Here is a 26,061-nt window from a genome sequence, read left to right as displayed (position 1 = left end):
TAGATCAGGCCAGCAATTGCCGGTCTATCGCACATTTTATCAACATCGCCGTATTGCGAACCTCCAGCTTCGCCAGCAGATTCTTACGATGACTATCCACCGTCGCCGCACTAATAAACAACTTCTCCGCAATCTCCGGGTTCGTATTCCCCTCCGATATCAATAACAATACCTCCTTCTCCCGCCGCGTCAGGTTAGGCAGATGCCCGTCACCTCCACGGCCTTCCCCCTTCAACGATTGCGCCGCCTCATGCGATAAATACGTCTTACCAGCATAAGCATCATGGATCGCTTGCACCAACTCCGCCTTATCAGCATTCTTCAACACATAACCACTCGCACCATTGTCCAGCATCCCACACACGTACTTACGGTCCTTCAGAAAACTTAAACCTAGTATCATAATACCAGGATACTTACTCTTAATGGCACCACAAAGATCTATCCCGCTGATATCAGGCAACGTAGTATCCATCAAAATGATATCAGTAGAATGTTGAGATAAAAACGCTAGACAGGACTCCCCATTCCGGGCCTGGCCTACCAGCTCAAGGTCTTTTTCAATACTTAACAGGGAACGCAACCCTTCCAATACTAAGGGGTGATCATCCAGGAAAAATACACGGATCATAGCTCTTTCAGGTTTACAAGAGACTGTTTGGCATAGTCTTTCGGGTCAAAGTGGACATTACAGGCTTTCGATCATACCATGTAATATAACGAAAAGAAGCATTTCAGACAAGGTCGATGTGAAGACCGGCAACGGCCCACCATCGCAGTATTCATGGGTTGAAATACAAACAAATATGCGTTATAACATAGGCTGTTACGCCCGCATTACCACAGGGATTTTTTTTAATGGTAGTGTGACAAGAGGTCGCTAAGATATCAATAAACTACGATCCCAGTCAGGCGCCTGCTGCGTATCCTGACTCGCAAGGATCGCCAGCCCTATACCGCTGATCCCCTCCAGTAAGTTGTAACTATTCTCATAAGAAGTAGCAGCAAAAAATTTATAGCCTGCCGCTCCATCCGTATGCGTATTCGCAATTAATGCCTCCTCCAGCCAACGCTCCGCAGCTGCCAGCATCACCGGGTCCTGCGTAAGCCGATATGCCCGGCGGAATATATGGGATACCCCCGCACTGCCATGACAAAGACATGCATCATTGATACCGCCATTCTCCGCATCCCGGTGGGCCGCAATATGCTGCAGGATACCAAGCCCCTCCGACTTATACAGATCATTATGCAGCCAATGACCAATATTCAATAACGTAATACCAATACCCAGATCTCCATAACACCATCCCAAACGACTCTCATTCGTCGCATATGCCTTCTTCTCAGGGTCTACGATCACCGGATACAAAGATTGATTCGCAGTCGCCTCCTGGTTACGCGTCGACAACAACCACCGCACCCCGCCTTCCAGCAAACGACGGGCCTCCTCCCGCGCAATACCCTTCACATATATCAACCCCAATACCATCAGTATCGCCGGCATCCCATGCGCCAACCCAAGATTATAACAAACCGCATCGCCAGACAATTGCATACTCGTCTTCGAAAACTGATCCTTCCAGCTGATGCCGTCCGCAAACTCCGTCGCCGACGCCGACAGCAATTGCACCGCCTCCGTCAGATAACGCGTAGACACCTCATCCACAGGCCGCTCCAGGAAATAAACCGCTGCCCCCAATCCCTGGTGCAGAAAATCACATTGCCCCTGCACCAACTCCTCCCGCATATAAGCTCCTAACATCTCATTCACATCCTCAAAAATATCCTCCATACCCTCCTGGTCCGCAAAACCCTGGTTGATAAAATGCTGTATCGTCCAGCAAATACCAGATATACCCGTGCAATGCGTCAGGATCATCGCATCCTCCGACATCGCCGTAATACTCCGCTCTAATAACTCAAAAGAAAAATCCTGGTACCGCTGCTCTCCCGTATACTGCGCATAATAAGCAAAAAATAAAGCCGCTCCGGTATAACCGCTGAGCAAGCCGGGCAACTCCTGTTGGTCGGTATAATGGGATACTAATACTTCGCTGATGGTTGATAATACCTGGTTCGCACTTGTCTTTGGGTCCATATTGGGTGATTCGTTCAATGAATAACGGGGATACTCCCACGGAACGTAAAATACCAAATATAAAATATAAAAGCCAATACCGCCATATTATGCCAATATGCAACTTCCACGTTTTTATATCCGTACTGCCGCCGGAAGCATCCCCGAATTGTAAATGGGAAATACTGATAAATTAGAAGTGACAAGAATCCTCACTGCATACAGGAGCCCCCTGACTGGCACAGGTAAGGAACACTGACACGCATTCCCTCGACGGACATACCACGCCGCTGATACCATTTGCCTCAAAACTGGGAACACTCAGATTCGCTATCGTGAGCTTGCTGATCACCAGCTTCTTCTGCGTCTTTTTCTTCATAACAAAACAATTTTAGATCGTAATAACCGCAGATTAGAAACGACAGGAATCCTCGCTGCATACAGGTGCTCCCTGGCTGATACAGGCGATCACAACAGACACACAGAACTTACCGCTGATACCCGCTTCATCAACAGATGACTGCGTCAACGTACCAATTTTAATCTTGCTGAGTGACAGCTTTTTTTCAATCTTCTTCTTCATAACAAATAGTTTAAAAAGTGAAAAAAATAAAAGGAATTACAGAGCGTCTCACTAATAAATTTACCGCATCTTGCAGCACCTGCCACTGCAGTAATAACAACACCCGCAAAAACAAAGGCCGGCCGCATCTCAACCGGCCGGCCCCTTTCCATCGCTGGTAATTAGCGGGTAGGAGGAGGACATTTCAGACTGCAACCAGTATAAGTAGGACGAACAGCTTCGCCCTGCTGATGGCTCAGATTGGATATCTTAACTTTACCCAGGTTCAGTTTCTTGGTTTCAATCTTTTTCATGTGGTCGATCTTTAAATGCGTGAATCAATAATGGATTAGCAACCTGCCAGGCTGATAGGAGGCGTACATTTCAGACTGCAGCCAGTATAAGTAGGACGAAAAGCTACTTCCTGGTTGGATTGACTCAGCTTAGCCACTTTGATCTTGCCCAGATTCAATTTTGATTCGGTTCTCTTTTTCATGGTTTACGATTTTAGATATTTGGAAAATGTAGAAACACAACGGTAACGGGGAAATACACATTGAAAGAATAGCATCCCCGCAATAACCACGCACACATCCATTCAGATGTGGAGGATAACAGATCGCCTTACAACTATGGAAATCTCACTTCGTAGCAACGGATAGTATTGTCTGTCTTTCGTCCCCACCCGGTTCGCTGGTCGGGAGGGCTTTTCTCATGGCAAATGGTTTATTCTTCAATTGTTCAAAGCGCTCCTAAAAGTAAGAGAAACCTCCATTCTAAAATTCATGTAAAAAGGGGATTTTTTATATTTAGACTTGGGAGGCCCGACAAGCAACTAAATATCCCCTGAAAAGGGGAGACCGCTCTTTGCGTAAAAGCCCCTATCTTCAGCAACGTTACCTTGCTAATATTGAGACTATTTAGATGAACCATGATCGCTTTTAAAGATTTTTACCTCATCCGTACACCCTATCTGCCACTCAACCTGGTCCAAAACATCAGTAACTGGCAACTGTCTGATCTCCCACAGCAGATCAACGAAATATTCAACACCCCCGACCTGCAGGAAGCCATCTATATCGCCTCCCCCGAACTCTACCAGCAATGGCAGAAATGGCAGGAAGGGCAACTCACAGACACCGCCGCCGTCAATAAACTGGCCCTGTCCCTCTTCCGGTACCTGCTCCGCATGATCAGCAGATGTACCCCCTATGGCCTCTTCGCCGGCTGCGCCACCGGGAAGCCCGCAGAGCATACCAGCATCGTACTCGCCCCCAGGGAAGAATATAAAAAACACTGCCGCCTCGATATGAACTATGTGGCCGAACTCACCAACATGATCATACGCGAACCTGCCATAAAAGAACAACTCACCTGGTTCCCCAACAACTCCATCTACAAAATGGCAGGGGCATACCGGTACGCAGCTTTCACCATTCAAAACAAATTCCGGCATTACGACCTCACCGCCGTCAATGCCTCCGAATACCTCGACGCCGTCCTCTCCAGGGCCGAAAATGGCGCTTCCATACCCGAACTGTGCGAAATACTCATCAACGACGAAATATCCCTGGAAGAAGCCCGCGAATTCATACTCGAACTGATAGATAGCCAGATACTGCTCAGCACCTTCGAACCTACCGTCACCGGAGAAGAATTCTTCCGCGTACTCCTCGGTAAATTGTCCGCCTTACAACACACCGACCCACTCCTGCATCCACTCACCCGCATCCATGAACTCCTGCAGAACCAGTCCGCCGGCGTCGACAAATACTTCGAAACACATGCACTCGTACGTGCCCTCTTACCCGAAACACAACGGAAAGACCTCGTACAAACAGACCTGTTCCTGGCTACCGATTCCAACACACTCAGCCAATCCCTCATCGCCGATATTCAACAACAAGTACAACAATTGTGGAAAATAGCCCGGCCCGCTAACAATAACGATCTCAAAAACTTCTGTAAAGCATTCGCCGAACGATACGAAGAGGGTGAAGTACCACTGGTAGCCGTACTCGATACCGATGCCGGCATCGGCTACGGCGACCATACCGGCACCGCCGCAGACCATACCCCCCTCGTAGACAAGATATTTACCGGCCAGCAGACAGAAACTACCTCCATTCCCTGGAGTAAGTTCCATACCTTCCAAACCCAGAAACTAAAGGCCTGTCTCCTCGCCGGACAACAAGAGATCGTTCTCTCCAACGACGATCTCAACGAACTACAGGATAAAAAAGAACCGGTAATACCCGACAGCCTCTATCTCATGGGTAGCATCCTCGGCGCCAGCGCTGAAGCCATCGATGCAGGCGAATACCGCTTCGAACTGGGCGTATGTACCGGCCCCTCCGCAGCTAACCTGCTGGGACGCTTCTGCCACGGCGATACCACCCTCACCGCAAAAGTGAAAGAATGCCTCCGCGAAGAAGAACAATACCGCCCCAATACCGTATTCGCCGAAGTCATCCACCTGCCCGAATCCAGAACCGGTAACATCCTCATGCGCCCCCAACTTCGCGACTATGAGATCGTATACCTCGGACAAGGCAGCGTACCAAACTCCCACCAAATACCACTGTCAGACCTCCTGGTAAGCGTACAACAGGATACCGTTATCCTGCGCTCCAAAAAACTCAACAAACAGGTCATACCCCGGCTCAGCACTGCCCACAACTTCCACGCAGGCAGCCTCCCGGCCTACAAATTCCTGTGCGACCTGCAAACACAACAACTCACACCCTTCCTGTCCTGGCAATGGAACCTGGCAGGAGAGGAGCCCTTCCTCCCTCGCGTACGCTACGGGAAGATCATCCTCAGCAGATGCACCTGGATACTCCATAAAAAAGACTTTCCTTCCCTCAATAACCTGCCTAAAAAAGGCAACCAGTCACCAGACATCGCCACCTTCAGTAAAGAACTGAAAGGCCGCCTTCAGCTACCTCGCTATGTAGTGCTGGCCGAAGGCGATAACGAACTGCTCCTCGATACCGGCAATGAATGCTGCTTACAAATACTATCCGCCACCTTGCTCAAAAAGGAAAAGGTCAACCTCCAGGAAGTCCTGAACACCGTCGACCAATGCTGGATAAAAAGTGCAGAAGGCGTATATACTAACGAAGTCATCTTCCCCTTGAAAAGTACCCGTCCGGTCCCCATCACTACAGCAGGCGCCACTGCGGATACTACAGTCATAACACCTCCGCAGCGCCGCTTCCTGCCAGGCAGCGAATGGCTCTATGTCAAAATATATGGTGGCACCGCCAGCGGCGAAAATATCCTGAAAAACATATTGCGGCCACTGGTACAGGAACTGATGGAAGAACAGATCATCGATAAATGGTTCTTCATCCGATATGCCGACCCTAACCCGCACATCCGGATCAGGTTCCATCAAACAGATGGCGGCAACTTCTGGCAACAGGTGCTCGAACGCCTGCACACCGCCATCAGCGATGCCGGCCAGGAACTCACCTATCGCATACAACTAGATACCTACGAAAGAGAAATAGAACGATATGGCTACCACACCATGGAATTCAGCGAAGACTTCTTCCACATCGATAGCGAAGCGGTCATCGAACTGCTCGACCTCCTCGATGGAGAAGAGGGAGAACAATTCCGTTGGCTACTGGCCGCCAGAGGCATAGATATGCTACTCGACGATTTCGGATACGACCTGGCAGCAAAAGCAGCCTTGCTCAAAAGAATGCAACAGGCCTTCCACACCGAATTTGGTGGCGCTAAATCCCTGCTGCAACAACTCAATGATAAATACCGCGACCATACCCCGCGCCTACATAGCCTCCTCGATCCCAACCAGGATGAAGCCAACGAAATAGAAGCCGCCATCGCCTTGTTCAACCGCCGCTCCGAACGCCTCAGAGCAGCCATCAGCGCCTTCGGCAACAACGATGGCGAACCGGCGCCGTTCATCGATAGGATGACCAGCTATATCCACATGTTCATCAACCGCATGATCCTGTCCAACCAACGCAAACACGAACTGGTCATCTATCACTACCTCGAACGCTACTACTCCTCCAGACTCGCCATTCACAAAAAACAAAGCGTATAGTGCCCCGCACTATACGCTTTGCCCGATCCCATACGCAGGACCGCCTATCTGTTCAGCGCCTGGTAAACCAGCACCTTGTATTTTAATGGCAACTCCCCGCGGGAAGTAGGCCATATATTGCGGTAAATAAGCCCGATTACGCGCTCTTTAGGGTCTGCCCAGTATGTAGTGGCAAACATGCCACCCCATTCAAATACGCCCTCCGGAAGGGGCGAAAAACTGCTGCCCTCCGGTGTCGTTACCTTGAATCCCAAACCAAACTTATTCCCCACCTCATCATAAGCCACATCCCCGATCTGATTCATCGTCATAATACGCACCGTATTACGCCCCAATATACGCTGCCCGTTATACTCCCCGCCATTCAGTAACATCTGCAGGAAAATAGCATAGTCATACATCGTAGAGGAAAGACCTCCGCCGCCGGAATAATAAGTGCCGGCCTCATTAGGATAGTCCCGCACAAAATTCCCGTTCAGGTCACGCATCGCAGGCATCAACTCCACCGTACCACTGTTCTTATCCTCCGAATACAACGATGCCAGCCGCGATTGCTTCTCCTTCGGCAGGTAGAAATAAGTGTCCTTCATCCCCAATGGCTCAAAAAGACGTTGCCGTAAGAACTGATCCAGGCTCATACCAGACAATACCTCCACCAGGTATCCCAGCACATCCGTATTCAACCCGTAGGTGAACTTCTCACCGGGTTCGTGGAATATAGGCAGTCCGCCCAGTATCTTCATTTTATCCGCCAGCAGGATCTTACCTACTCCAATGCCACCGATCACACCGGCTTTTGCATACATCGCATTCGCTTCCTTACTGCCGATCTGCGCATAGTCTATACCCGACGTATGTGTCAGCAAATGCCGGATCGTGATCTCCCGCTTCGCAGGCGCCGTCGTATACGTCGTATCCAACATATTGAACTGCGTGATCACCTTAGGATGCTTAAAGGCAGGAATATATTTGGAAATAGGATCATCCAGCAGGAACTTACCTTCTTCATACAACATCATCACTGCCACACTCGTGATCGCCTTCGTCTGCGACGCAATACGGAAGATCTCATCCGTCTTCATCGGCGTCTTCCGCGCTACATTGTCATATCCGAATGCCTTGTTGTAAACGATCTTACCGTCCTTGACGATCATCGCCGTCACACCGTTCACCCACCGCTTGTCCGCATACTCCTGCAATACTTTGTCAATACGTCCCAGTCGCTCCTCAGACATCCCCACACTGGCGGGTGATCCTGTCTGTAAAGTAATGGCTGTCTTCTGGGCAAAAACGGGAGCACTGGCTATAAGCAATAGGCCTGCGTGGAATAATAGCTTTTTCATAACAAATTTTGATACGCTGATCAAGATAGACATAATGCTTGGTAAATACCAGCACCATCTCTTCTGAAAAGCGCTTCCCCGAAAGCAAGGGGCTTTCTATTTCCGCAGTAATGCCGTAGCACACCATAATACCGGCGCCTGCCCGTGTAGATCCCCGGTAATACGTTTACGGTCCAGGTAATACTGCCGGTCATTTTTCTTATTCGTACCCTCACACACCTCCCGCACATCGTCATGAGCATCAATATAACCGATCAGCGCCAGCCAGCCCTTACGCGCAGCAGGACCATAGATTTTCGCATCCAGCCACCCGTTCTTCACACCGGTGATCATCGCAAAAGTGAACATACCCGTAGCAGAGGTCTCCGGCCACGATGCCGCATCGTCGATCAGCTGCCGCCACATACCGTCTTGCGCCTGGTATTGGAGAAGTGAGGCCATCATCTTTTTATAACCAGCCATTATACGCGCACGATGCGGATTGTCCTTCGGCAGAGATCGTAATAATTCGCTCATACCAGCCGCCATCCAACCGTCGCCACGTCCCCAGAAAAAGGGCACATCAGGAGCATGGTAAAACAACCCATTAGGCTGCTGTAAAGAATCGAGGTATACCACCATTTCCCGGGCCGCCCGGTCAATGTATTCCTTATTGCCGGTCGCCCGGTAAGCCTGCGACTGTACCATCGTGATCATGAACATGTCATCTATCCACATACGGGTCTGCCAGCTCAATCCACGGGCCTGATACCCCGCTGCCTCCGGCTTCACATGTGGCCCCTCCGGCGTTCCCCATTGCTTGTCAGCCATACGTTGCCCCAATTCCAGGAATCGTGCCTCCTTCGTCTGCTGGTACAACTCCAGCGGCACCGCTCCGAATACCGTATGATCCACGTGATCCGCCGGTGGCACCATCGACGCCTCCGTCGTGAACAATGGCTCAAAACGGGCCTTCAGGTCCGCCGCCAGCTGCCGGTCTTTACTCTCTTTCGCAAACACCAACGCCCCATACCAGGTACAGGTCTCCGGGTACGTCAGGATCTTCGGCGGCGTCGGCCGCCCGAAATTAGTATGCGGCGTCGCCACAAAATGAACCGCTATCCGCTTACCTACCTCCTCCGGAGTTGCCCCCTTCGGAAAATGTCGCAGATCCCCGCTCGCCTGCTGCGCAACAACAGGCAACACGCCAGCCGATAATAATAACATCGCCCCCATACGTACATGTTTGAATGAATATGTCCTCATAACGCGTGATATAAATCTTGGTCAGTAAAATGTGGAATGGTAGATAATATTTCAATGAAAAAATAATGGTTTTTATGGGGTATTCAAACGTTTGCACAAACAAATATTAACATAACCCAAAATCCTATTACTGTCGACCTGAACAATACGCAATACATACAACCAGGGGAATAACCGCTACACCATATTCCTCCAACCTCCGCTGGTACTGGGAATACCCGCACGGCATGGCTTTTGTGCCTCCTTCCCTGCGACCAGCAAAACCTTTATTACTGCACTTTTTCTTCACAAAAAAAAATACTATCGCTATGGCCGGAAAAAAAGACAAGAAGCCAACGCTTCGCAAATCCAATTCGGTAAATAAGCCAACCATCACCCAAAACGATAAGATCGATCAACTGCAATCACATACAGAAGATAGTGACGGGCAATTCCTGACCACCAATCAGGGCGTCCGTATCAACGATAATCAAAATACCCTCAAAGCAGGCGACAGAGGCCCGTCCCTGCTGGAAGACTTCATCTTCCGCGAAAAGATCACTCACTTCGACCATGAACGTATCCCCGAACGTATCGTTCATGCCCGCGGCACCGCCGCCCATGGATATTTTCAGGTATATAAATCCATGTCTGAATACACCCGGGCCGACTTCCTGCAGAACCCGGATATAAAAACACCGGTATTCGTCAGATTTTCTACCGTCGCTGGCTCCCGCGGCTCCACAGACCTCGCCAGAGATGTCCGCGGCTTCGCCGTCAAATTCTACACCCGCGAGGGCAACTTTGATCTCGTCGGCAACAATATCCCGGTATTCTTTATCCAGGATGCCATCAAATTCCCCGACCTGATCCACGCCGCAAAACCAGAGCCACATAACGAAATACCGCAGGCAGCAACAGCTCACAATACCTTCTGGGACTTCGTCTCCGTCATGCCCGAATCCATGCACATGATCATGTGGGCCATGTCAGACAGGGCCATCCCTCGCAGCTTGCGCATGATGGAAGGATTCGGCGTCCATACCTTCCGCTTCATCAACCATAAAGGGAAATCCACCTTCGTAAAGTTCCATTGGAAACCTCTCCTCGGCGTCCACTCCGTCGCCTGGGATGAAGCCACCAAAATATCTGGTAAAGATCCCGACTTCCATCGCCGCGACCTCTGGGAAGCCATAGAAAATGGTATATACCCCGAATGGGAATTCGGCGTCCAGCTCGTTCCCGAAGAAGATGAACACAAATTCGACTTCGACCTGCTCGACCCCACCAAGATCATCCCCGAAGAGATCATCCCCGTACAGCGTATCGGTAAGCTCACCCTCGATCGCAACCCGGACAACTTCTTCGCTGAAACAGAACAGGTAGCCTTCCACCCAGGACATATCGTACCAGGCATCGACTTCACCAACGATCCGCTACTCCAAGGCAGACTCTTCTCTTACACCGATACCCAACTCATCCGGTTAGGTGGCCCCAACTTCCACGAAATACCTATTAACAGACCCATCGCTCCCGTACACAATAACCAGCGCGATGGATACATGCGGCAGACCATCAACCGCGGAGAGACCAGCTACGAACCCAACTCCATCAGAGGGGGATGTCCCTTCCAGGCTAAATGGTCCCAGGGCGGATTCGCATCCCATACAGAAAAGATAGATGCACAGAAAATAAGAGGCCGCAGCCGCAGTTTCTTCGACCACTTCAGCCAGGCCGCCCTCTTCTTCCATAGCCAGTCCGAAGCAGAACAAACTCACATCGTCAATGCCCTGCGCTTCGAACTGGGCAAAGTGGAAATACCGGCCATCAGACAACGTGTAGTAGGACTACTCACCCAGGTCGATAAAAAACTGGCCGCCCGCGTCGCAGAAGGCCTGGGAATACCTGTACCCAAAGCCCCCGAACAACCCATCAACCGCAGCATCCCCGCCGATGGCGATCCTAAAGATTTTCAACCGCACTTCGTCCAGCAGGCCGTCGATCGCTCCGAAGCACTCAGCATGGCCAATACCATAAAAAATACCATCCGCTCCCGGCAAATAGCCATCCTCGTCGCCGACGGCGTAGACGAACAAGCACTGGAAATCGTAAAAAAAGCACTGACAGCTGGGCAAGCCCAAGTCAAACTGATTGCCCCGCATCAAGGCACCATTAAAGGCAATAAAGGGTCGGAAATACCGGTAGATCAAAGCCTGCTGATAGCAGCTTCCGTCCTGTTCGACGCCGTATACCTGCCGGGAGGAAAGAAAAGCACAGATATACTCAAAGCCTCGCCAGATGCCATTCACTTCGTGAATGAAGCATATCGGCATTGTAAAGCGATCGCGGCAGATGATGAAGGGATAAACATCCTCCTGGCATCCTATGTGGGAAATAAACTACCTGGTAACGGTTCCCCCAACGCCAGCGCAGGTCTCATCGTCAATAAAAAGAAACCGCAGCAGACAGCAAAAGAATTCCCGCAGGCCATCGCCAAACACCGGTTCTGGGAACGGGAACAAAACGATATAGTACCCGCCTGACAATACCATATCCACATACACATACATACGGTAGCCACCTCGGTGTGGCTGCCGTATGCGATTTAGAGCAATATCAATACTTGTCGTCGTTGATCTCGATCCAGTACCCGTCCGGGTCCTGCAGGTAGATCTGCTTCACCCCATCCACACGCAGGGTAGGAGCCTTCGCCGTACCCGCCCAGTTAGTATAGTCAAGCCGGTACCGATCCAGCCGCTTAATGAAAGCATCCATAGAAGGAATGCTGAAACACAGATGACTGCTCTTCTCATGAGCCGTAACAGCCGCCGCACCAGAAATAATATGCAACTGACTATGCTCCCCGATCTTAAACCACGTATGTTTCCCGTCATGAAAGGGCTCCGGAATAGTATCGATCTGCAATACATCCCGGTAAAAAGCAGTGCTCTTCTGCAAATCCACCACATATAAGGCAATATGGTTTAATACCGGGCTTTTCTTTTGTTGACTGCTGGCGCTCAAAGACAACAATATCATCGACAATGGCAGCACAAAACGGAATATCAGTCTTTTCATCTGAACAAGATACAAACTGGAACGTTGCTTGTCAATACATACTAAATTGGTAACGTAAATACAGATATCATGGCAAAAGAAATATCCTTGTATATAATGGCATTGCTCTACATCGCTGCTGGAGCCAACCATTTCATCAATCCCCGCTTCTATACCCCCATCATGCCGCCCTGGCTCCCCTGGCACCTCGAACTGATCTATATCAGCGGCATATGTGAAATAGCGTTCGGCGCCTTGCTCATCCCGCCAGGCACCCGTGTCATCGCCGCCTGGCTGATCATCGCCTTGCTCATCGCCATATTCCCGGCCAACATCCAAATGCTGCTCAACTTTCAGAAGGTACAACATAAATACCTTTGGGCCGCCTGGCTTCGGCTACCCCTGCAGGCAGTGCTCATATGGTGGGCCTGGATATTTACGCGCTAAATACAAGGGAGTGCTTATTTTTACGGTACATACTAAACCATAGCTTATGTCAGAAGAACTATTGCGCATTACAGTCGTCTCCGATTTTACCAATCTCCTGAGAGCTAAATGGCTGAATTTTATACGCCGTAGCTTTTGGCGATTGCTGTTTGCAGCCATATTTGCAACAGTAGGACTGCATATGGCCGAATATACCGCCACACCTCCTGTAAGATTGTTCATGCTCATCCTGTTAGGAGCCTTATTGCTGAGTATGATCACAATGTGGGTGTCCGCCGGCATACAAGCCCGGCAACGCGCGCAATACCCCATATACGTATCGCTATACCCCGGTTTCCTGATATGGCAGGATATGAGAACAAAAAAAGAATTGAAAGTAAAGAGAGAACAGATACAGTGGTACCGGGAATCCCCGTCAGGGGTCGTGTTCCATATCCAGTCCCGCCCCCTGTTGTCAGAATACATGATCGTAGACAAACAGAAGTTGCCGGAAAAAGAATATGATATTTTGCTGTATTGGCTGAAAACCCAGTAACCTATTCCGGTCACCCGATAGGAGGCCGCTGTATGTCATAAAGATCAAACCCCGGATGATGCCAGAACTCCTGTAACCCCATCGCCTGGTATACAGGGATCTCCTGCGAATAGATAGGGTATAGGGCCGCTATAGTGATAGGAAGCGCTTCGCCTGTATTGATAGCTGTATAATCCTCCCGCTCAAGAATACTGGGGGCAAATACTAAAAAAGCATCCATCTCTGAATCCGCTGCAATAGGCCCGCCAAACCGGATCGTCTCCCCGTAGGAGAATGCACACGCCCCTCTCAGCTCATTGGCAATATAAGCCAACGCCGTACCCCATTCCCGCTGATCCGATTTTACAGTGATCGTCAGCTCCGGACGCCCATGCTTCCAGCTGGGATGATCCACCAGCGACAAGCCATAAGTAAACGCAGTAATATACCCGGGCTCAGGCACATCCTGGTATATAATAGCAGATACCCCGGGTACCCCGGGTAACGTACTTTCATTTCGGAAAAAAGAAGGCTCCTGCTGGAAAATATTATCCAGATGCTGCATATACAGTTTTACAGGCGAAGACGGATGAGGGTCCTGCCCTCCTTGGTGGTTAGTCAGTTCCATGCATTACTTGATATATCAGGGCTCCGCAAGGCCACTTTGTTGTTATAATTGATCATACCTGGCTGCCATACGTTGCGCCAGTCGGGCAATGTCCTGCTGCCGGGCTAATTCGGCGATACATCCGGCAGGAATACTGCCATACCCATACAATAAAGCTGCCAGTCCTCCAGCTACCGCACCGGTAGTATCCGTATCACTACCCAGGTTCACCGCTTTCAATACAGCTCCCTGGTAATCATCAGTCGTCAGGATACTCCAGATCGCTGCCTCCAACGTATGCAATACATAGTCCGCTATCAGTCGCAGATCATAACGCTGCGTCAACGCCTCCGCTAGACAAAAAGTGAGAGAACTGTCATCAGACCACGTACCCGCCGGTTGTCCATGTGTACCAAAGCCGGTCATCGCCGACACCGGTTGCTGTAATAACTCAACGCGGTTGCGGAACTCTACAGGTACGCCAAGCGCATCTCCCGCCGCAACATCAAATAACACAGCTCGGATAGGAGCTATCATTGTCATATGCCAGATATGCTTATTCGCTAAGGTATAAATTGCCTCCAATCGGCAAAACAGATACTAGACGGTAGTATCCGATATTGCAATTTAAGCGTTAATGCAAATAAAATGCAATAATTCATATCATTGATAATCTTAGACTTAAGGTGATAAAAATTTTTGTAGCAGAGATCGCCAGCCCCGCTCTTACCAATTAACAACGTACCTTCGCCCCATAATCTACAGCACATTTATGATAAAGATCGGCGACTATAACTGGCTACGCGTTAAAAAACAGGCAGATTTCGGTGTATACCTCGAAGGAATTGATCAGGAAATATTACTGCCCAAACGTTTCGTACCTGCCAATACCAAAATAGGGGATGAACTGAAAGTGTTCCTTTATCATGACTCGGAAAACAGGCTCATCGCCACCACCCAAGAGCCAAAAGGTGTAGTAGGGGATATAGTCAACCTTCAGGCCGTTAGCGTCACCCCACAGGGCGCATTCCTCGACTGGGGCCTCATGAAAGACATCTTCGTCCCGCTCTCTCAACAACTCTCCCGCATGGTTCCCAAACAGGAATACCTCGTCAGGATCTATATCGACGAAATGACAGGAAGAGTAGCCGCCACCGAAAAAATAGAACAGTTCCTCAGCAACGATCCCCTCACCGTAAGCGAAAAAGAAATGGTCAACATCACCATCTATCGCCGCACAGAGATCGGATTCGTAGTCATCATCAATAACAAACATACCGGTATCCTCCACTTCGGCGACGTATTCCGTACCGTAGATATCGGCGACCAACTCCAGGGCTTCGTCAAAGCAATACGCGAAGACAATAAACTGGATGTCGTACTCGGACAACCTGGCTATAAAAAAGTAGAAGACGAAAGCGAAAAGATCATTCGCCTACTCAAAGAAAATAATAACTACCTCCCGTATCACGATAAATCCGATCCGGAAGAGATCTATGAATTCTTCGGCATGAGCAAAAAAACATTCAAAATGACAACCGGTGCCTTGTACAAACAACGCCGCATCGCCTTTACACAAACAGGCATCCAACTGATAGAAGAATAAAGCTAGCTTACCCATAAATTCATCGCGATGGAATATCACCTGCTGGGCAAATCCTCCCTCCGTATCAGCCGCGTCGGATTCGGCTGCATGTCATTAGGAAACGACGACAAAGAAAATGACCGCCTCATCGGTATCGCAGTTGATAAAGGCATCAACTTGTTTGATACCGCAGACCTATACGATCACGGACAAAACGAAATGTCCGTGGGTAAAGCCCTGAAACAAAAAAGGGGAGAGGTCGTACTGGCCACAAAGGTCGGTAACCAATGGAGACCCGATGGCAGCGGATGGGATTGGAATCCCTCCAGGGAATATATCCTCAAAGCAGTAGAAGATAGCTTACGCCGCCTGCAGACCGATTACATAGATCTCTATCAACTGCATGGTGGCACCATAGAAGATACGATCGATGATACCATCGCCGCCTTCGAAATATTGAAACAACAAGGGAAGATCAGGTATTATGGCATCTCCTCCATCCGGCCCAATGTCATCCGCGAATACGTACAACGGGCCGGCATCACCAGCGTCATGATGCAATACAGCTTGCTGGACAGACGCCCGGAAGAATCCTGCCTGCCACTCCTCCAGCAACACGAAATAGGCGTGCTGGCAAGAGGTAGCGTAGCCAAAGGCCTGCTCGCAGGTAAAGCCCCCGGCGCCTACCTCGACCACGACGCCACCGCCGTACATAGAGCAGCAGAAGCTATCAACAACCACTCCGGCAGCGAACGCCTGCCCGCACAAACCGCCATCCGCTACGCCCTCCATCACCCGGCTATTACCAGCGCCATCGTCGGCATTCGGACCCTCCAACAACTCGAAGAGGCGGCAGAACTAACTGCCACCCCTCCATTATCAGAAAAAGATATCGCTTATTTACAGGCCGCAGCACCGGCCCTCCAATACGATCAACATCGCTAACCCTTAACGGATACCTCCGCGCTGGCGATAATCGATCATACCGTTGAATGACCCGGATGGTAGAGCAGTAGACATCACCTTCCTGCTGTCCGGGTTGCTGATAACACGCTCCGTACTGGCATCCCGCTTGAAAGCGCCGGTATTGATATAACTGTATATCTGTTGCAGGTGCTCATCCTGTGCATCCCCCCAGGGCACATTCACAAAGTCAGTCGCTTGCTTGTTCACATCAATGCCAGTGAAATAACCGCCTTCCTGCCGCGCATTTTTAGTCTCAAAATTGATAGCATACAGATCTCCCATATACTTCTCCTGTCCGCTCTTATAGATCGATAAGGTGAAAGGAATGAAGCCTACCGGCTTGCCATAGGTCTTATCACCCACCAATATCACATTCATATATGGCTTCAGGTTCTGTAACGTCAGCTCACTGGCAGATGCTGTGCTGCCACTCGTAATAAAGAATACACGCGTCAGGTTCAGGCCACCCGTAGTACCGTCAAACTTTACTACCGATTCCAGTCCCGTCCTGCTCAGATTAGCCGTTAACTTGTTGTTGTAAATAAAATTATACATCACCTGCCCGCCCGCGCTGGCAGGAGCGATCGCATTGTCCAGGTATTCCGCAGTCACCACCGCACCCCCGCCATTATAACGTAGATCTACGATCAGGTCCTGTATACCAGCTGCCTTGAACTTGGCAAACAACTGATCCAACACCTGCTTCGTATTAGTCGGCGCATCATTGTCACCATAAATGCTGGAAAAAGTATAAAAAGAGAAATAACCTACCTGACGTCCACCTACATTACTGACATTGTCAAATAATATCGGGTTGATCTTAAAGCTCGTAGAAGTCAGTGGTATAGTCACAGTCGCTGTCGCCTTCGGCTTCCGAACCGTCAACGTCACCTGCTTCGAACTGTGAATAGCAGCATACACCTTCTGACTGATAGGCCCCCCGTTATCATAGGCAATATTGGCATCACCGTTAATCGCCGTGATCTCCGCACCCCTCTGTATATCTGCTGCCGATGCCGGCCCGTTCTTGTCCGTGTACAATACCATCAGGTGGCTCTTGTTACTCTGATCCAGCGCATACGTCACCTCCATACCATAACTGCCACCCTCTCCAGGTGCCGCATCCTGGCTGATGCCATTCTGCAACTTGTTCGCCAGCGATCCCGTCCTGTCCAGGAAACTATACCGGTCCGTAGGCGATACCTTGTTGATCATCGCACTTAACAGATCCTCCGCCTTCGCATAAGTCGCACTGAAAGGATCGATCGCAGGTACCTGCGTATACCAGTAGTAGGAGGGAAGGTCCGTAGTCGTACTCCGACCCCCACTCACATAAGACACCTGCATGGTCCTGTACATCAGGTACTTAAGAGAATCCTCATCCGATTTGGCAGTATTGTTCACCGGATCAGGATTGCCCGGCTGCGGATCTGACTTACTGTCCTTCTTACAGGCAGTGAATATCACCGCCGATAAAAAAAGTAGAGGGAAGATGGCAGCGCCGGAACTAGTTAGACGTTTGCGCATGAAAATAAATTTAAAGAAGTAGATCAAGAGAGATAGACCAATATTACGAAGCATTATAATGCCCACAGTTAAAAAAACGCTAAATCTGCTTTTTATGTCGCTCAAATGACAGAATTTAATAACGCCACCCCCACATTCTAAAGTATATCATCCCAATCCCACCCCTTTTTTATTGCTAAAAAAATACGGCCCTAAATGCTTGTTGCTAAAATGTTTTAGCCCCAGACAGGTACTATATTTCCTCAGTTTAGCATTTTTGCATTTTCCACTCATAAAATATTACGTTATCTTTCCATTGAACAAGTATTTTTACTGCTTTCCACGTATCAGGACCAGTGTCCCAACCAAAGATCGTAAGATAGACCTGTCATACTATCTGTAAGTCGCTTACCTGGTGGAATATAGTTGGAAACTATTGAGTTTATTTATAGCATCATGAGAAAATTATTGCTTGGTGCCCTGACACTGCTTTCCTTACAGTCGCAGGCACAGATCGTCACTTCCGTACAAGACCCGGCAGACTGGGTCAATCCCCTTATGGGAACAGCTTCCAAACATAGCCTCTCACAGGGTAACACCTATCCGGCTATCGCCCTCCCCTGGGGAATGAACTTCTGGATGCCGCAAACCGGCAAAATGGGAGATGGTTGGGCATATACCTACGACGCCGAAAAGATACGCGGCTTCAAACAAACCCACCAACCCAGCCCCTGGATCAACGATTACGGCCAGTTCGTTATCATGCCCGTAACCGGCAAACCCAAATTCCGCGAAAACGATCGCGCCAGCTGGTTCTCTCATAAATCAGAAACCGCCAGACCATACTACTACAGCGTATACCTCGCCGATCACGACGTAACCACCGAGATCACCCCCACCGAAAGAGCTGCCCGTTTCCGCTTTACCTACCCGAAAACCGACAGCGCATTCGTTATCATCGATGCCCTCGACAGAGGTTCTTTCGTAAAAGTGATCCCCGCAGAACGCAAGATCATTGGCTATACCACCCGCAACAGCGGCGGCGTACCAGCCAACTTTAAAAACTATTTCGTCATCTATTTCGATAAACCGTTCTCCTACCAGGCCACCTGGAAGGATAGCACCCTCTCTGCCGGTATCCTCGAATCCAAATCCAATCATAGTGGCGCCATCATAGGCTTCGCTACCGTAAAGGGCGAAAAAGTACAGGCCAAAGTAGCCTCCTCTTTCATCAGCCCCGAACAAGCAGAACTAAACCTCCTGCAGGAAATCGGCAACCGCAGCTTCGACGACATAAAAACACAGGCTAAAGCAACGTGGAATAAAGAACTGGGCCGCATCCTCGTAACAGGTGGCACCGTCGATCAAACACGTACTTTCTACTCCTGCCTCTATAGAGTACTCCTCTTCCCGCGCAAATTCTACGAAATGAACGAGAAGAAAGAAGTAGTACACTACAGCCCATACAACGGACAAGTACTGCCAGGGTACATGTTCACCGACAACGGCTTCTGGGATACCTTCCGCTCCGCATTCCCCTTCTTTAACCTCATGTATCCCGAAATGAACAGCCACATCATGCAGGGACTCGTGAACGCCTATAAAGAAAGTGGATGGCTTCCCGAATGGGCCAGCCCCGGACACCGCGATTGTATGATCGGCTCCAATTCCGCCTCCATCATCGCCGACGCCTACATCAAAGGCGTACGCAACTTCGATGTAAACACCGCCTTCGAAGCATTACAGAAAAATGCCGAAAATGAAGGCCCCCTCGAATCCGTAGGCCGCAGAGGCGTGAAATACTATAACGAACTGGGATACGTACCCTACGACGTGAAAATAAACGAAAACGCCGCACGTACCCTCGAATACGCCTACGATGACTTCACCATCTACCAGCTCGCAAAAGCAATCAAACGCCCGGCAGATGATATCTCAAAATATGAGAAACGTAGCCAGAACTTCCGTAACCTCTTCGATAAAGAAACCCGCCTCATGAGAGGCCGTAATAAAGATGGTAACTTCCAGTCTCCGTTCAACCCGTTCAAATGGGGAGATGCCTTCACCGAAGGAAATAGCTGGCACTACACCTGGTCCGTATTCCATGACGTAAAAGGCCTCGCCAACCTCATGGGCGGCAGGGAAATGTTCGTGAAAATGCTAGACTCCGTATTCGTAATGCCTCCCGTGTACGACGATAGCTATTATAACTTCACCATACACGAAATCCGGGAAATGCAGATCATGAACATGGGCCAGTACGCACATGGCAACCAACCCATTCAACACATGATCTACCTCTATAACTATGCAGGCGCACCCTGGAAAGCACAATACTGGCTCCGTGAAGTAATGGACCGCCTGTATACCCCCACTCCCGACGGCTATTGCGGTGACGAAGACAACGGACAAACCTCCGCATGGTACGTATTCTCTGCGTTAGGTTTCTACCCCGTTTGCCCGGGTACCACCCAATACGTAGTAGGTAGCCCCCTCTTCAAAAACGCTACCATCAAACTGGAAAATGGTAAAACACTGCAGATCAACGCGGCCGACAACGGCCCGGATAAAAGATACATACAGAAGATGGAATGGAATGGTAAAGCACTGTCGCAAAACTGGCTCGACCACTTCGAACTGATGAAAGGTGGACAACTGAACTTCCGTATGAGCGCACAACCCGAAAAGAACCGTGGTACAGCTGTCAAAGACGCACCATTCTCTTACTCAGATGCAAAATAATGTCGTGTTTTTTTTAAATGGTTGATAGAATGGTGATAACAAAAAGGCGGGTATTCACCCGCCTTTTTTCATTTGATACCGATTATGCTATTTTTGTAAATGTCCGCCAGGTATCGCATAATACCTGCACCTCCCAGAAATGGAGCAATAATTGCTATAGGTAGGACATCAAACTATCCAAAAATAGCTGGCTTATGAAACTGACTTCCTGGTATTACCCCCTCGCCGCAGCCCTCCTGCTGGTATATGGCTGCGCACGTAATCCATACGCAACCACCAATAAAGCATATCGCCAACAGACTAAAACATACGCAGCGACCATCCGCCAACAACCATTCCCCGTCCCCACAGACTCCGCCGCCCTCCCCCAATACTGGGTAGGTACCGTCAACTTTAACCTGCGCAAACCTAACTTCGTCATCATCCATCATACCGCACAAAACTCCTGCGAACAGACCCTTAAAACATTCACCAACACCGCCACCCAGGTAAGCGCTCACTATGTCATCTGCCGCAATGGTACCATTCACCATATGCTCAACGATTACCTCCGCGCCTGGCACGGCGGCGTCGCTCGCTGGGGCAGCGTCACCGATATCAACTCCTCCTCTATAGGCATTGAACTGGACAACAACGGCTTCGAACCTTTCGCCCCCGCACAGATACATAGCCTCGAAATACTGCTCGACACCCTCCGCCATAAATACAACATCCCCACCGCCAACTTCATCGGCCACGGAGATATCGCCCCGGGTAGAAAAGTAGACCCCAGCGCATGGTTCCCCTGGCAACAACTGGCTCAAAAAGGATTCGGCCTCTGGTTCAAAGATACCGCCACCATCACACTACCCCAGAACTTCAACCACCTACAGGCATTACGGATCGTCGGCTACGATATCAAAGATACCTCCGCCGCCATACTGGCCTTCAAACGCCACTTCACACCGGCCGATTCCACCTCCGGCACCCGCTTGGATACCGCCGCTGCCAAGATTATCTTTAGCCTCGCTCAACAGTCTCAATAATCATAAATCCCTGGTCATATGCACAAAAGAATGCTCACAACACTCAGCTGCCTGCTCCTATTGTCCACCTGGACACTCGCCCAGATCAAAGGAGAATGGTATACCTACACCACCGGCAATGGCCCCATCGCACAACTGACCATCAGCGAAAAAAATATATCCCTGAGCAACCAGGACATCGGATTCCGACCCTTGCGCAACTACAACGTCGCCGGCGCCCAACAGGGGAACGAAGAGAAAATCACCGTTATCAAAGACTTTAATACAAAAGGTAAAACCTACCTCGTACATGTCTCCTACGATTCCCTGTTCTTCTGCACCTCCTTCAAATACGATAAATCGAATAAAATACTGTGGATGTACTGCGCAGATGGCTCAGACAATGGCTACAAATCCCTCAACGAACTACAGGACGCTATAAAAAAAGATACCGGCTCCCACTTCGCCATCGCCCTCTATCGTAAAGATGACATGGAAAAACAACTGTCCCTCAAATCAATCAATACCATCAACAAAGAAATATTCAGCGCCGCCCTCCAATCATTCAATACCTCCATGGACCAGTTCTGGCAATACCGTGGATACGGCCGCTACGAACCCTACCACACCTGGATGAACCTCATCTTCGGCAACGCATGGGCCAACGCATTCCCCGACACCTTCAACAAACAATCCCTCACACCCAAAAACATAAATGCCCTGATCAAAAAATATGAGAAAGACCCCGACGTCCGCAAACTACTTATCGCCGCCGGTCTCCTGCAAGAATAATATTTATTAATACTAATACCCTACAGAATTTGTAGATTAATTATTATTGTGTACTTTTACGCCTGTCAACTAAACCAGGTATAATAATGCATTTTGTGTTCGTCCAATCAGCAACGGAATTTCCAACCATAGCTTTCTTACGTACTTCATGCAACGCATGGTCTGCCGTATGCGGCTGCTCCGCCGCGATATATTGTTGATCTGACATCATACACCACCTGTTATATACAAATTACTTACCGGCAGCATTGAACTGCCACCAGGCATTGCTTTGTGTATAATACACATCCGCTGTAGGTTAACTACCTGATTAAACTACAAAATTACTCATCAAACGTTTTCTCAACCATGAAATTTGCAAGACATGCCGCAGCCTTGCTCTTCGTCATCCTGTACACCCAGGCTGGCTTCGCGCAAAGTATAAAAATCGGAGGTGTGGTCACCGGTAAAACAGACGCACAGCCACTACCAGGCGTCATCATAGTCGTAAAAGGAACCAGCAATGGTACCCAATCCGATGCGGATGGAAAATACAGCATCAAAGCAAATTCCTCCGATACCCTCCGCTTCTCCTTCATCGGCTACAATACCATCGAAGTGCCGGTAGGTAAAAGCTCCCAACTCAACATTGCACTCGAATCAGCAGAAAGTAAATTGCAGGAAGTCGTAGTAACTGCCCTCGGTATCTCCCGTGAAAAAAAATCACTGGGATATGCCATGCAGGAACTGAAATCAAAAGATATTACCGAAGCCCGCGAAACCAACCTCGTCAATGCATTGTCGGGTAAGATCGCCGGCGTCAACATTACCAATAGCCAGGGTAACATGGGCTCCTCCCGTATCGTAATAAGAGGAGAGACTTCCATCTCAGGTAATAACCAACCCCTCTTCGTAGTAGATGGATTACCGGTAGATAACTCCCAGCTGGGCGTAGGCTCCGGCCGCGACTTCGCTAACGCTATCGCAGATATCAACCCTGGAGATATCGAATCCCTCAGCGTCCTCAAAGGCCCCAACGCTGCCGCATTATATGGCTCCCGTGCTGCCAATGGCGTGATCGTGATCAAAACAAAGTCCGGCCGCGGTAAACAAAAGGGCCTGGGCATCACCGTCTCCTCCAACGCCACCGTAGAAGACCTCCTCGTATTACCCTCCTTCCAGAACGTATACGGACAAGGCTCCGGAGGTCAGTTCTCCTACGTAGATGGTAAAGGGGGCGGTATCAACGATGGCGTCGACGAAAGCTGGGGACCCAAAATGGATGGCCGACTGATCAAACAGTTCTTCTCCAATGGCCAACCTGCTCCCTGGGTTCCACATCCCAATAACGTAAAAGACTTCTACGTAACAGGATATACCCTCAACAATGGCCTGTCAATCGCCGGCTCTAACGATAAACTCGATTACCGGTTCTCCTATAACAATACCAAACAAAAAGGCATCCTGCCCAATACCGGCATCAGCCGGAATAGCTTCTCCTTTAATACCACCTACCGCATCACGCCTAAACTGACGTTCAGCAGCAATGTCAATTATACCCGCAGCGTCGCAGATAACCTGCCAGGTGTCGATGGCCGCCGTGGTAACAGCGTTACCCTCCAGTTCATCTGGTTCGGCCGCCAGGTAGATGTAAACAGGCTGCGCGATTATAAAAATCCCGATGGCACCGACTATAACTGGAACCATAGCTACTACAGCAACCCCTACTGGATACAGTATGAAAATACCGTAGGACAACAACGTAACCGTATCTTCGGCAATACCCGATTGTCCTACCAGATACTCGACTGGCTGACCGCCAATGTCCGCATCGGCCTCGATTATTACAACGACCGCCGTAAATACAAAATAGCCTACGGTACCAACGGCACACCATTCGGCTCCTACACAGAAGATGCCTATGGCATCTCCGAAGTAAACACCGAGTTCACCTTGAACGCAGTGAAAAAACTAAGCCGCGACTTCAACCTCGATGTACTGGTGGGAGGTAACATCCGCAATAATCAAACAGAACAAAACTATCAACAGGCGCCCCGCCTCGCAGTGAAAGATGTATACACATTGAATAACTCACGCGACCCGGTAGTGTCCTCTAACATATTCGGTAAACGACGCATCTATAGCGGATTCGCCTCTGCACAACTGGGCTTCCGCGAATACGCATTCCTTAACCTCACCGCCCGTCGCGATCAATCCTCTACATTGCCACGAGCCAATAACGCCTACTTCTATCCATCCGCCAACGCCAGCCTCGTACTCAACGAAGCATTCCACATACAGAGCAAAGCACTCACCCTACTCAAACTGAGAGGAGGTTGGGCACAGGTAGGTAATGATACAGATCCTTATCAACTGATCAATACATACCCATTCAATCAACCATTCGGTGAATATCCGCTCCTCACCGTTTCTGACAACTTCCTGAAGAGCGACCTCAAACCTGAGATCACCTCCTCCGCAGAAATTGGCCTGGAAGCAGGGTTCTTCAATAACCGCGCCCGCATCGACGTGACCTACTATAACGCTAACAGCCGCAACCAGATACTACTGGCCGATGTTAGCGCCTCTACCGGCTACCTGAAAAAATTGCTCAACGCAGGGCAGATCAACAACAAAGGGATAGAAATATCATTAGGTGGCGCGCCCGTAAGTACCGCCTCCGGATTCCGCTGGGATGTAAACATCAACTACGCCCGCAACGTGAGCAAAGTAGTAGAACTGGACAAAGATGGTTTCCTCAACGATTACGTACTGGGTACCTCCGGCAACGTACAGGTGCTGGCCAGCAAAGGCAAACGATATGGTGCCATATATGGTAAAGCCTATCAGCGCGACGCCAGCGGACAGATACTGGTAAACCCCGATGGTACACCAGCGATCGCCAACGACAGAAAAGTATTGGGATACTATACCCCCAAATGGACCGGTAGCATCAACAACGCCTTCTCCTTCAAAGGGGTGACCCTCAGCTTCCTCATCGATACCAAACAGGGCGGATCCATCTGGTCCGGTACCAACTACACCGGCATATACACCGGCGTACTGGCAGCCAGCCTCCCTGGCCGCGATGCAGAAAATGGTGGAATCCCGTACTATTATGCAGGTAACAATACCAGCTCCACACCCGTACGCCTCCCCAACCATAACGCAGGCGCTCCCAATGGAGAAACCGTATACCATGATGGGATGATATTCGATGGCGTTACCAGCTCCGGCAAAAAGAACGACGTCATCCTGCCCGCCCAACGGTACTATAAATCAGTATATAATAGCAGCCTCAATGAAAGCAGCGTATACGACGCCTCCTTCATCAAACTGCGCGAAGTAAGAATAGGATATGCACTACCGAAAGAACTGGTAAAACGCTGGGGCTTCCAGGCCATAGATGTCACCCTCGTGGGCCGCAACCTATGGATCATCGACAAAAAAGCACCCAACATCGACCCGGAAACAGCATTCAATACCGGCAACGGACAAGGTCTGGAAACATTGCAGATCCCTACCACCCGCAGCTTCGGTCTTAACCTGAATGTATCCTTCTAATGTGTATG

At 49.7% G+C, this 26,061-nt stretch carries 22 protein-coding genes; 10 read left to right on the top strand and 12 right to left on the bottom strand.

Annotated elements, in window-relative coordinates; translation table 11 throughout:
- Positions 1-4: 4 nt before the first annotated feature.
- The 6 genes from KTO58_RS20250 to KTO58_RS20225 form a co-directional block, all read right to left on the bottom strand.
- Positions 5-631, bottom strand: a complete 627-nt coding sequence (locus KTO58_RS20250; protein WP_095837638.1) for a response regulator — start codon at positions 629-631, stop codon at positions 5-7.
- Between the two features lie 249 nt (positions 632-880).
- A complete protein-coding gene (locus KTO58_RS20245) occupies positions 881-2,101 on the bottom strand; it encodes a lanthionine synthetase C family protein (RefSeq protein ID WP_095837639.1) in 1,221 nt (406 codons plus the stop codon).
- A 172-nt stretch (positions 2,102-2,273) separates the two neighbouring features.
- Positions 2,274-2,459, bottom strand: a complete 186-nt coding sequence (locus tag KTO58_RS20240; RefSeq protein ID WP_157752827.1) for a hypothetical protein — start codon at positions 2,457-2,459, stop codon at positions 2,274-2,276.
- A 33-nt stretch (positions 2,460-2,492) separates the two neighbouring features.
- Positions 2,493-2,663, bottom strand: a complete 171-nt coding sequence (locus tag KTO58_RS20235; protein WP_157752828.1) for a hypothetical protein — start codon at positions 2,661-2,663, stop codon at positions 2,493-2,495.
- Between the two features lie 161 nt (positions 2,664-2,824).
- The gene (locus KTO58_RS20230) at positions 2,825-2,956 is read right to left on the bottom strand and encodes a class I lanthipeptide (protein ID WP_198315177.1); all 132 of its coding nucleotides are present in this window, start codon (positions 2,954-2,956) and stop codon (positions 2,825-2,827) included.
- A gap of 35 nt (positions 2,957-2,991) precedes the next feature.
- A complete protein-coding gene (locus tag KTO58_RS20225) occupies positions 2,992-3,138 on the bottom strand; it encodes a hypothetical protein (RefSeq protein ID WP_157752829.1) in 147 nt (48 codons plus the stop codon).
- A 435-nt stretch (positions 3,139-3,573) separates the two neighbouring features.
- On the opposite strand from KTO58_RS20225, the gene KTO58_RS20220 reads away from it, so the two are divergent.
- The gene (locus tag KTO58_RS20220) at positions 3,574-6,723 is read left to right on the top strand and encodes a lantibiotic dehydratase (RefSeq protein WP_095837640.1); all 3,150 of its coding nucleotides are present in this window, start codon (positions 3,574-3,576) and stop codon (positions 6,721-6,723) included.
- Between the two features lie 44 nt (positions 6,724-6,767).
- Here KTO58_RS20220 and KTO58_RS20215 read toward each other — a convergent pair whose 3' ends face one another.
- Both KTO58_RS20215 and KTO58_RS20210 read right to left on the bottom strand, forming a co-directional pair.
- The gene (locus tag KTO58_RS20215) at positions 6,768-8,066 is read right to left on the bottom strand and encodes a serine hydrolase domain-containing protein (protein ID WP_095841473.1); all 1,299 of its coding nucleotides are present in this window, start codon (positions 8,064-8,066) and stop codon (positions 6,768-6,770) included.
- 96 nt (positions 8,067-8,162) lie between these two features.
- A complete protein-coding gene (locus KTO58_RS20210) occupies positions 8,163-9,311 on the bottom strand; it encodes a glycoside hydrolase family 88/105 protein (protein WP_095837641.1) in 1,149 nt (382 codons plus the stop codon).
- Between the two features lie 308 nt (positions 9,312-9,619).
- On the opposite strand from KTO58_RS20210, the gene KTO58_RS20205 reads away from it, so the two are divergent.
- Positions 9,620-11,833 carry a catalase gene (locus tag KTO58_RS20205; protein ID WP_095837642.1) on the top strand — a complete coding sequence of 738 codons (2,214 nt, stop codon included), beginning with the start codon at positions 9,620-9,622 and terminating at the stop codon, positions 11,831-11,833.
- Positions 11,834-11,906: 73 nt separating this feature from the next.
- Here the strand turns inward: KTO58_RS20205 and KTO58_RS20200 are convergent, their stop codons facing one another.
- Positions 11,907-12,368, bottom strand: a complete 462-nt coding sequence (locus KTO58_RS20200) for a VOC family protein (protein WP_225859848.1) — start codon at positions 12,366-12,368, stop codon at positions 11,907-11,909.
- Positions 12,369-12,437: 69 nt separating this feature from the next.
- On the opposite strand from KTO58_RS20200, the gene KTO58_RS20195 reads away from it, so the two are divergent.
- Positions 12,438-12,794 carry a DoxX family protein gene (locus tag KTO58_RS20195; RefSeq protein ID WP_095837643.1) on the top strand — a complete coding sequence of 119 codons (357 nt, stop codon included), beginning with the start codon at positions 12,438-12,440 and terminating at the stop codon, positions 12,792-12,794.
- A 46-nt stretch (positions 12,795-12,840) separates the two neighbouring features.
- Positions 12,841-13,329 carry a hypothetical protein gene (locus KTO58_RS20190; protein WP_095837644.1) on the top strand — a complete coding sequence of 163 codons (489 nt, stop codon included), beginning with the start codon at positions 12,841-12,843 and terminating at the stop codon, positions 13,327-13,329.
- Positions 13,330-13,339: 10 nt separating this feature from the next.
- Here the strand turns inward: KTO58_RS20190 and KTO58_RS20185 are convergent, their stop codons facing one another.
- Both KTO58_RS20185 and KTO58_RS20180 read right to left on the bottom strand, forming a co-directional pair.
- Positions 13,340-13,936: a suppressor of fused domain protein gene (locus tag KTO58_RS20185; protein WP_198315178.1), complete on the bottom strand. Its 597-nt coding sequence runs from the start codon at positions 13,934-13,936 to the stop codon at positions 13,340-13,342.
- Positions 13,937-13,978: 42 nt separating this feature from the next.
- A complete protein-coding gene (locus KTO58_RS20180) occupies positions 13,979-14,458 on the bottom strand; it encodes an ADP-ribosylglycohydrolase family protein (RefSeq protein WP_225859847.1) in 480 nt (159 codons plus the stop codon).
- Between the two features lie 229 nt (positions 14,459-14,687).
- Between KTO58_RS20180 and KTO58_RS20175 the strand changes: the two genes are divergently transcribed.
- Positions 14,688-15,521 carry a CvfB family protein gene (locus KTO58_RS20175; RefSeq protein ID WP_095837646.1) on the top strand — a complete coding sequence of 278 codons (834 nt, stop codon included), beginning with the start codon at positions 14,688-14,690 and terminating at the stop codon, positions 15,519-15,521.
- Between the two features lie 27 nt (positions 15,522-15,548).
- Complete coding sequence (locus tag KTO58_RS20170) at positions 15,549-16,445, top strand: aldo/keto reductase (protein WP_095837647.1); 897 nt, start codon at positions 15,549-15,551, stop codon at positions 16,443-16,445.
- Between the two features lie 3 nt (positions 16,446-16,448).
- On the opposite strand, the gene KTO58_RS20165 is transcribed toward KTO58_RS20170, so the two are convergent.
- Positions 16,449-17,993 carry a S41 family peptidase gene (locus tag KTO58_RS20165; RefSeq protein WP_157752830.1) on the bottom strand — a complete coding sequence of 515 codons (1,545 nt, stop codon included), beginning with the start codon at positions 17,991-17,993 and terminating at the stop codon, positions 16,449-16,451.
- A 435-nt stretch (positions 17,994-18,428) separates the two neighbouring features.
- Between KTO58_RS20165 and KTO58_RS20160 the strand changes: the two genes are divergently transcribed.
- The 4 genes from KTO58_RS20160 (at position 18,429) to KTO58_RS20145 (ending at position 26,053) form a co-directional block, all read left to right on the top strand.
- On the top strand, positions 18,429-20,714 hold the full coding sequence (locus tag KTO58_RS20160; RefSeq protein WP_095837649.1) for a GH92 family glycosyl hydrolase: 2,286 nt from the start codon (positions 18,429-18,431) through the stop codon (positions 20,712-20,714).
- Positions 20,715-20,908: 194 nt separating this feature from the next.
- Complete coding sequence (locus KTO58_RS20155; protein ID WP_095837650.1) at positions 20,909-21,739, top strand: N-acetylmuramoyl-L-alanine amidase; 831 nt, start codon at positions 20,909-20,911, stop codon at positions 21,737-21,739.
- An 18-nt stretch (positions 21,740-21,757) separates the two neighbouring features.
- Positions 21,758-22,510 carry a hypothetical protein gene (locus tag KTO58_RS20150; RefSeq protein ID WP_157752831.1) on the top strand — a complete coding sequence of 251 codons (753 nt, stop codon included), beginning with the start codon at positions 21,758-21,760 and terminating at the stop codon, positions 22,508-22,510.
- Between the two features lie 348 nt (positions 22,511-22,858).
- On the top strand, positions 22,859-26,053 hold the full coding sequence (locus KTO58_RS20145; RefSeq protein WP_095837652.1) for a SusC/RagA family TonB-linked outer membrane protein: 3,195 nt from the start codon (positions 22,859-22,861) through the stop codon (positions 26,051-26,053).
- The last annotated feature ends 8 nt before the right edge of the window (positions 26,054-26,061 follow it).

The sequence above is a fragment of the Chitinophaga pendula genome (genome assembly GCF_020386615.1).
In the GTDB taxonomy this organism is placed as follows: domain Bacteria; phylum Bacteroidota; class Bacteroidia; order Chitinophagales; family Chitinophagaceae; genus Chitinophaga; species Chitinophaga pendula.
The sequence above is the reverse complement of the archived record's forward strand: the minus strand, read 5'-3'. Positions and strand labels throughout refer to the sequence as shown.

Coding starts and splice junctions, on each gene's coding strand:
- KTO58_RS20250 (WP_095837638.1), bottom strand. CDS start 631: ATGATCCGTGTATTTTTCCTGGATGATCACCCCTTAGTATTGGAAGGG.
- KTO58_RS20245 (WP_095837639.1), bottom strand. CDS start 2,101: ATGGACCCAAAGACAAGTGCGAACCAGGTATTATCAACCATCAGCGAA.
- KTO58_RS20240 (WP_157752827.1), bottom strand. CDS start 2,459: ATGAAGAAAAAGACGCAGAAGAAGCTGGTGATCAGCAAGCTCACGATA.
- KTO58_RS20235 (WP_157752828.1), bottom strand. CDS start 2,663: ATGAAGAAGAAGATTGAAAAAAAGCTGTCACTCAGCAAGATTAAAATT.
- KTO58_RS20230 (WP_198315177.1), bottom strand. CDS start 2,956: ATGAAAAAGATTGAAACCAAGAAACTGAACCTGGGTAAAGTTAAGATA.
- KTO58_RS20225 (WP_157752829.1), bottom strand. CDS start 3,138: ATGAAAAAGAGAACCGAATCAAAATTGAATCTGGGCAAGATCAAAGTG.
- KTO58_RS20220 (WP_095837640.1), top strand. CDS start 3,574: ATGATCGCTTTTAAAGATTTTTACCTCATCCGTACACCCTATCTGCCA.
- KTO58_RS20215 (WP_095841473.1), bottom strand. CDS start 8,066: ATGAAAAAGCTATTATTCCACGCAGGCCTATTGCTTATAGCCAGTGCT.
- KTO58_RS20210 (WP_095837641.1), bottom strand. CDS start 9,311: ATGAGGACATATTCATTCAAACATGTACGTATGGGGGCGATGTTATTA.
- KTO58_RS20205 (WP_095837642.1), top strand. CDS start 9,620: ATGGCCGGAAAAAAAGACAAGAAGCCAACGCTTCGCAAATCCAATTCG.
- KTO58_RS20200 (WP_225859848.1), bottom strand. CDS start 12,368: ATGAAAAGACTGATATTCCGTTTTGTGCTGCCATTGTCGATGATATTG.
- KTO58_RS20195 (WP_095837643.1), top strand. CDS start 12,438: ATGGCAAAAGAAATATCCTTGTATATAATGGCATTGCTCTACATCGCT.
- KTO58_RS20190 (WP_095837644.1), top strand. CDS start 12,841: ATGTCAGAAGAACTATTGCGCATTACAGTCGTCTCCGATTTTACCAAT.
- KTO58_RS20185 (WP_198315178.1), bottom strand. CDS start 13,936: ATGGAACTGACTAACCACCAAGGAGGGCAGGACCCTCATCCGTCTTCG.
- KTO58_RS20180 (WP_225859847.1), bottom strand. CDS start 14,458: ATGACAATGATAGCTCCTATCCGAGCTGTGTTATTTGATGTTGCGGCG.
- KTO58_RS20175 (WP_095837646.1), top strand. CDS start 14,688: ATGATAAAGATCGGCGACTATAACTGGCTACGCGTTAAAAAACAGGCA.
- KTO58_RS20170 (WP_095837647.1), top strand. CDS start 15,549: ATGGAATATCACCTGCTGGGCAAATCCTCCCTCCGTATCAGCCGCGTC.
- KTO58_RS20165 (WP_157752830.1), bottom strand. CDS start 17,993: ATGCGCAAACGTCTAACTAGTTCCGGCGCTGCCATCTTCCCTCTACTT.
- KTO58_RS20160 (WP_095837649.1), top strand. CDS start 18,429: ATGAGAAAATTATTGCTTGGTGCCCTGACACTGCTTTCCTTACAGTCG.
- KTO58_RS20155 (WP_095837650.1), top strand. CDS start 20,909: ATGAAACTGACTTCCTGGTATTACCCCCTCGCCGCAGCCCTCCTGCTG.
- KTO58_RS20150 (WP_157752831.1), top strand. CDS start 21,758: ATGCACAAAAGAATGCTCACAACACTCAGCTGCCTGCTCCTATTGTCC.
- KTO58_RS20145 (WP_095837652.1), top strand. CDS start 22,859: ATGAAATTTGCAAGACATGCCGCAGCCTTGCTCTTCGTCATCCTGTAC.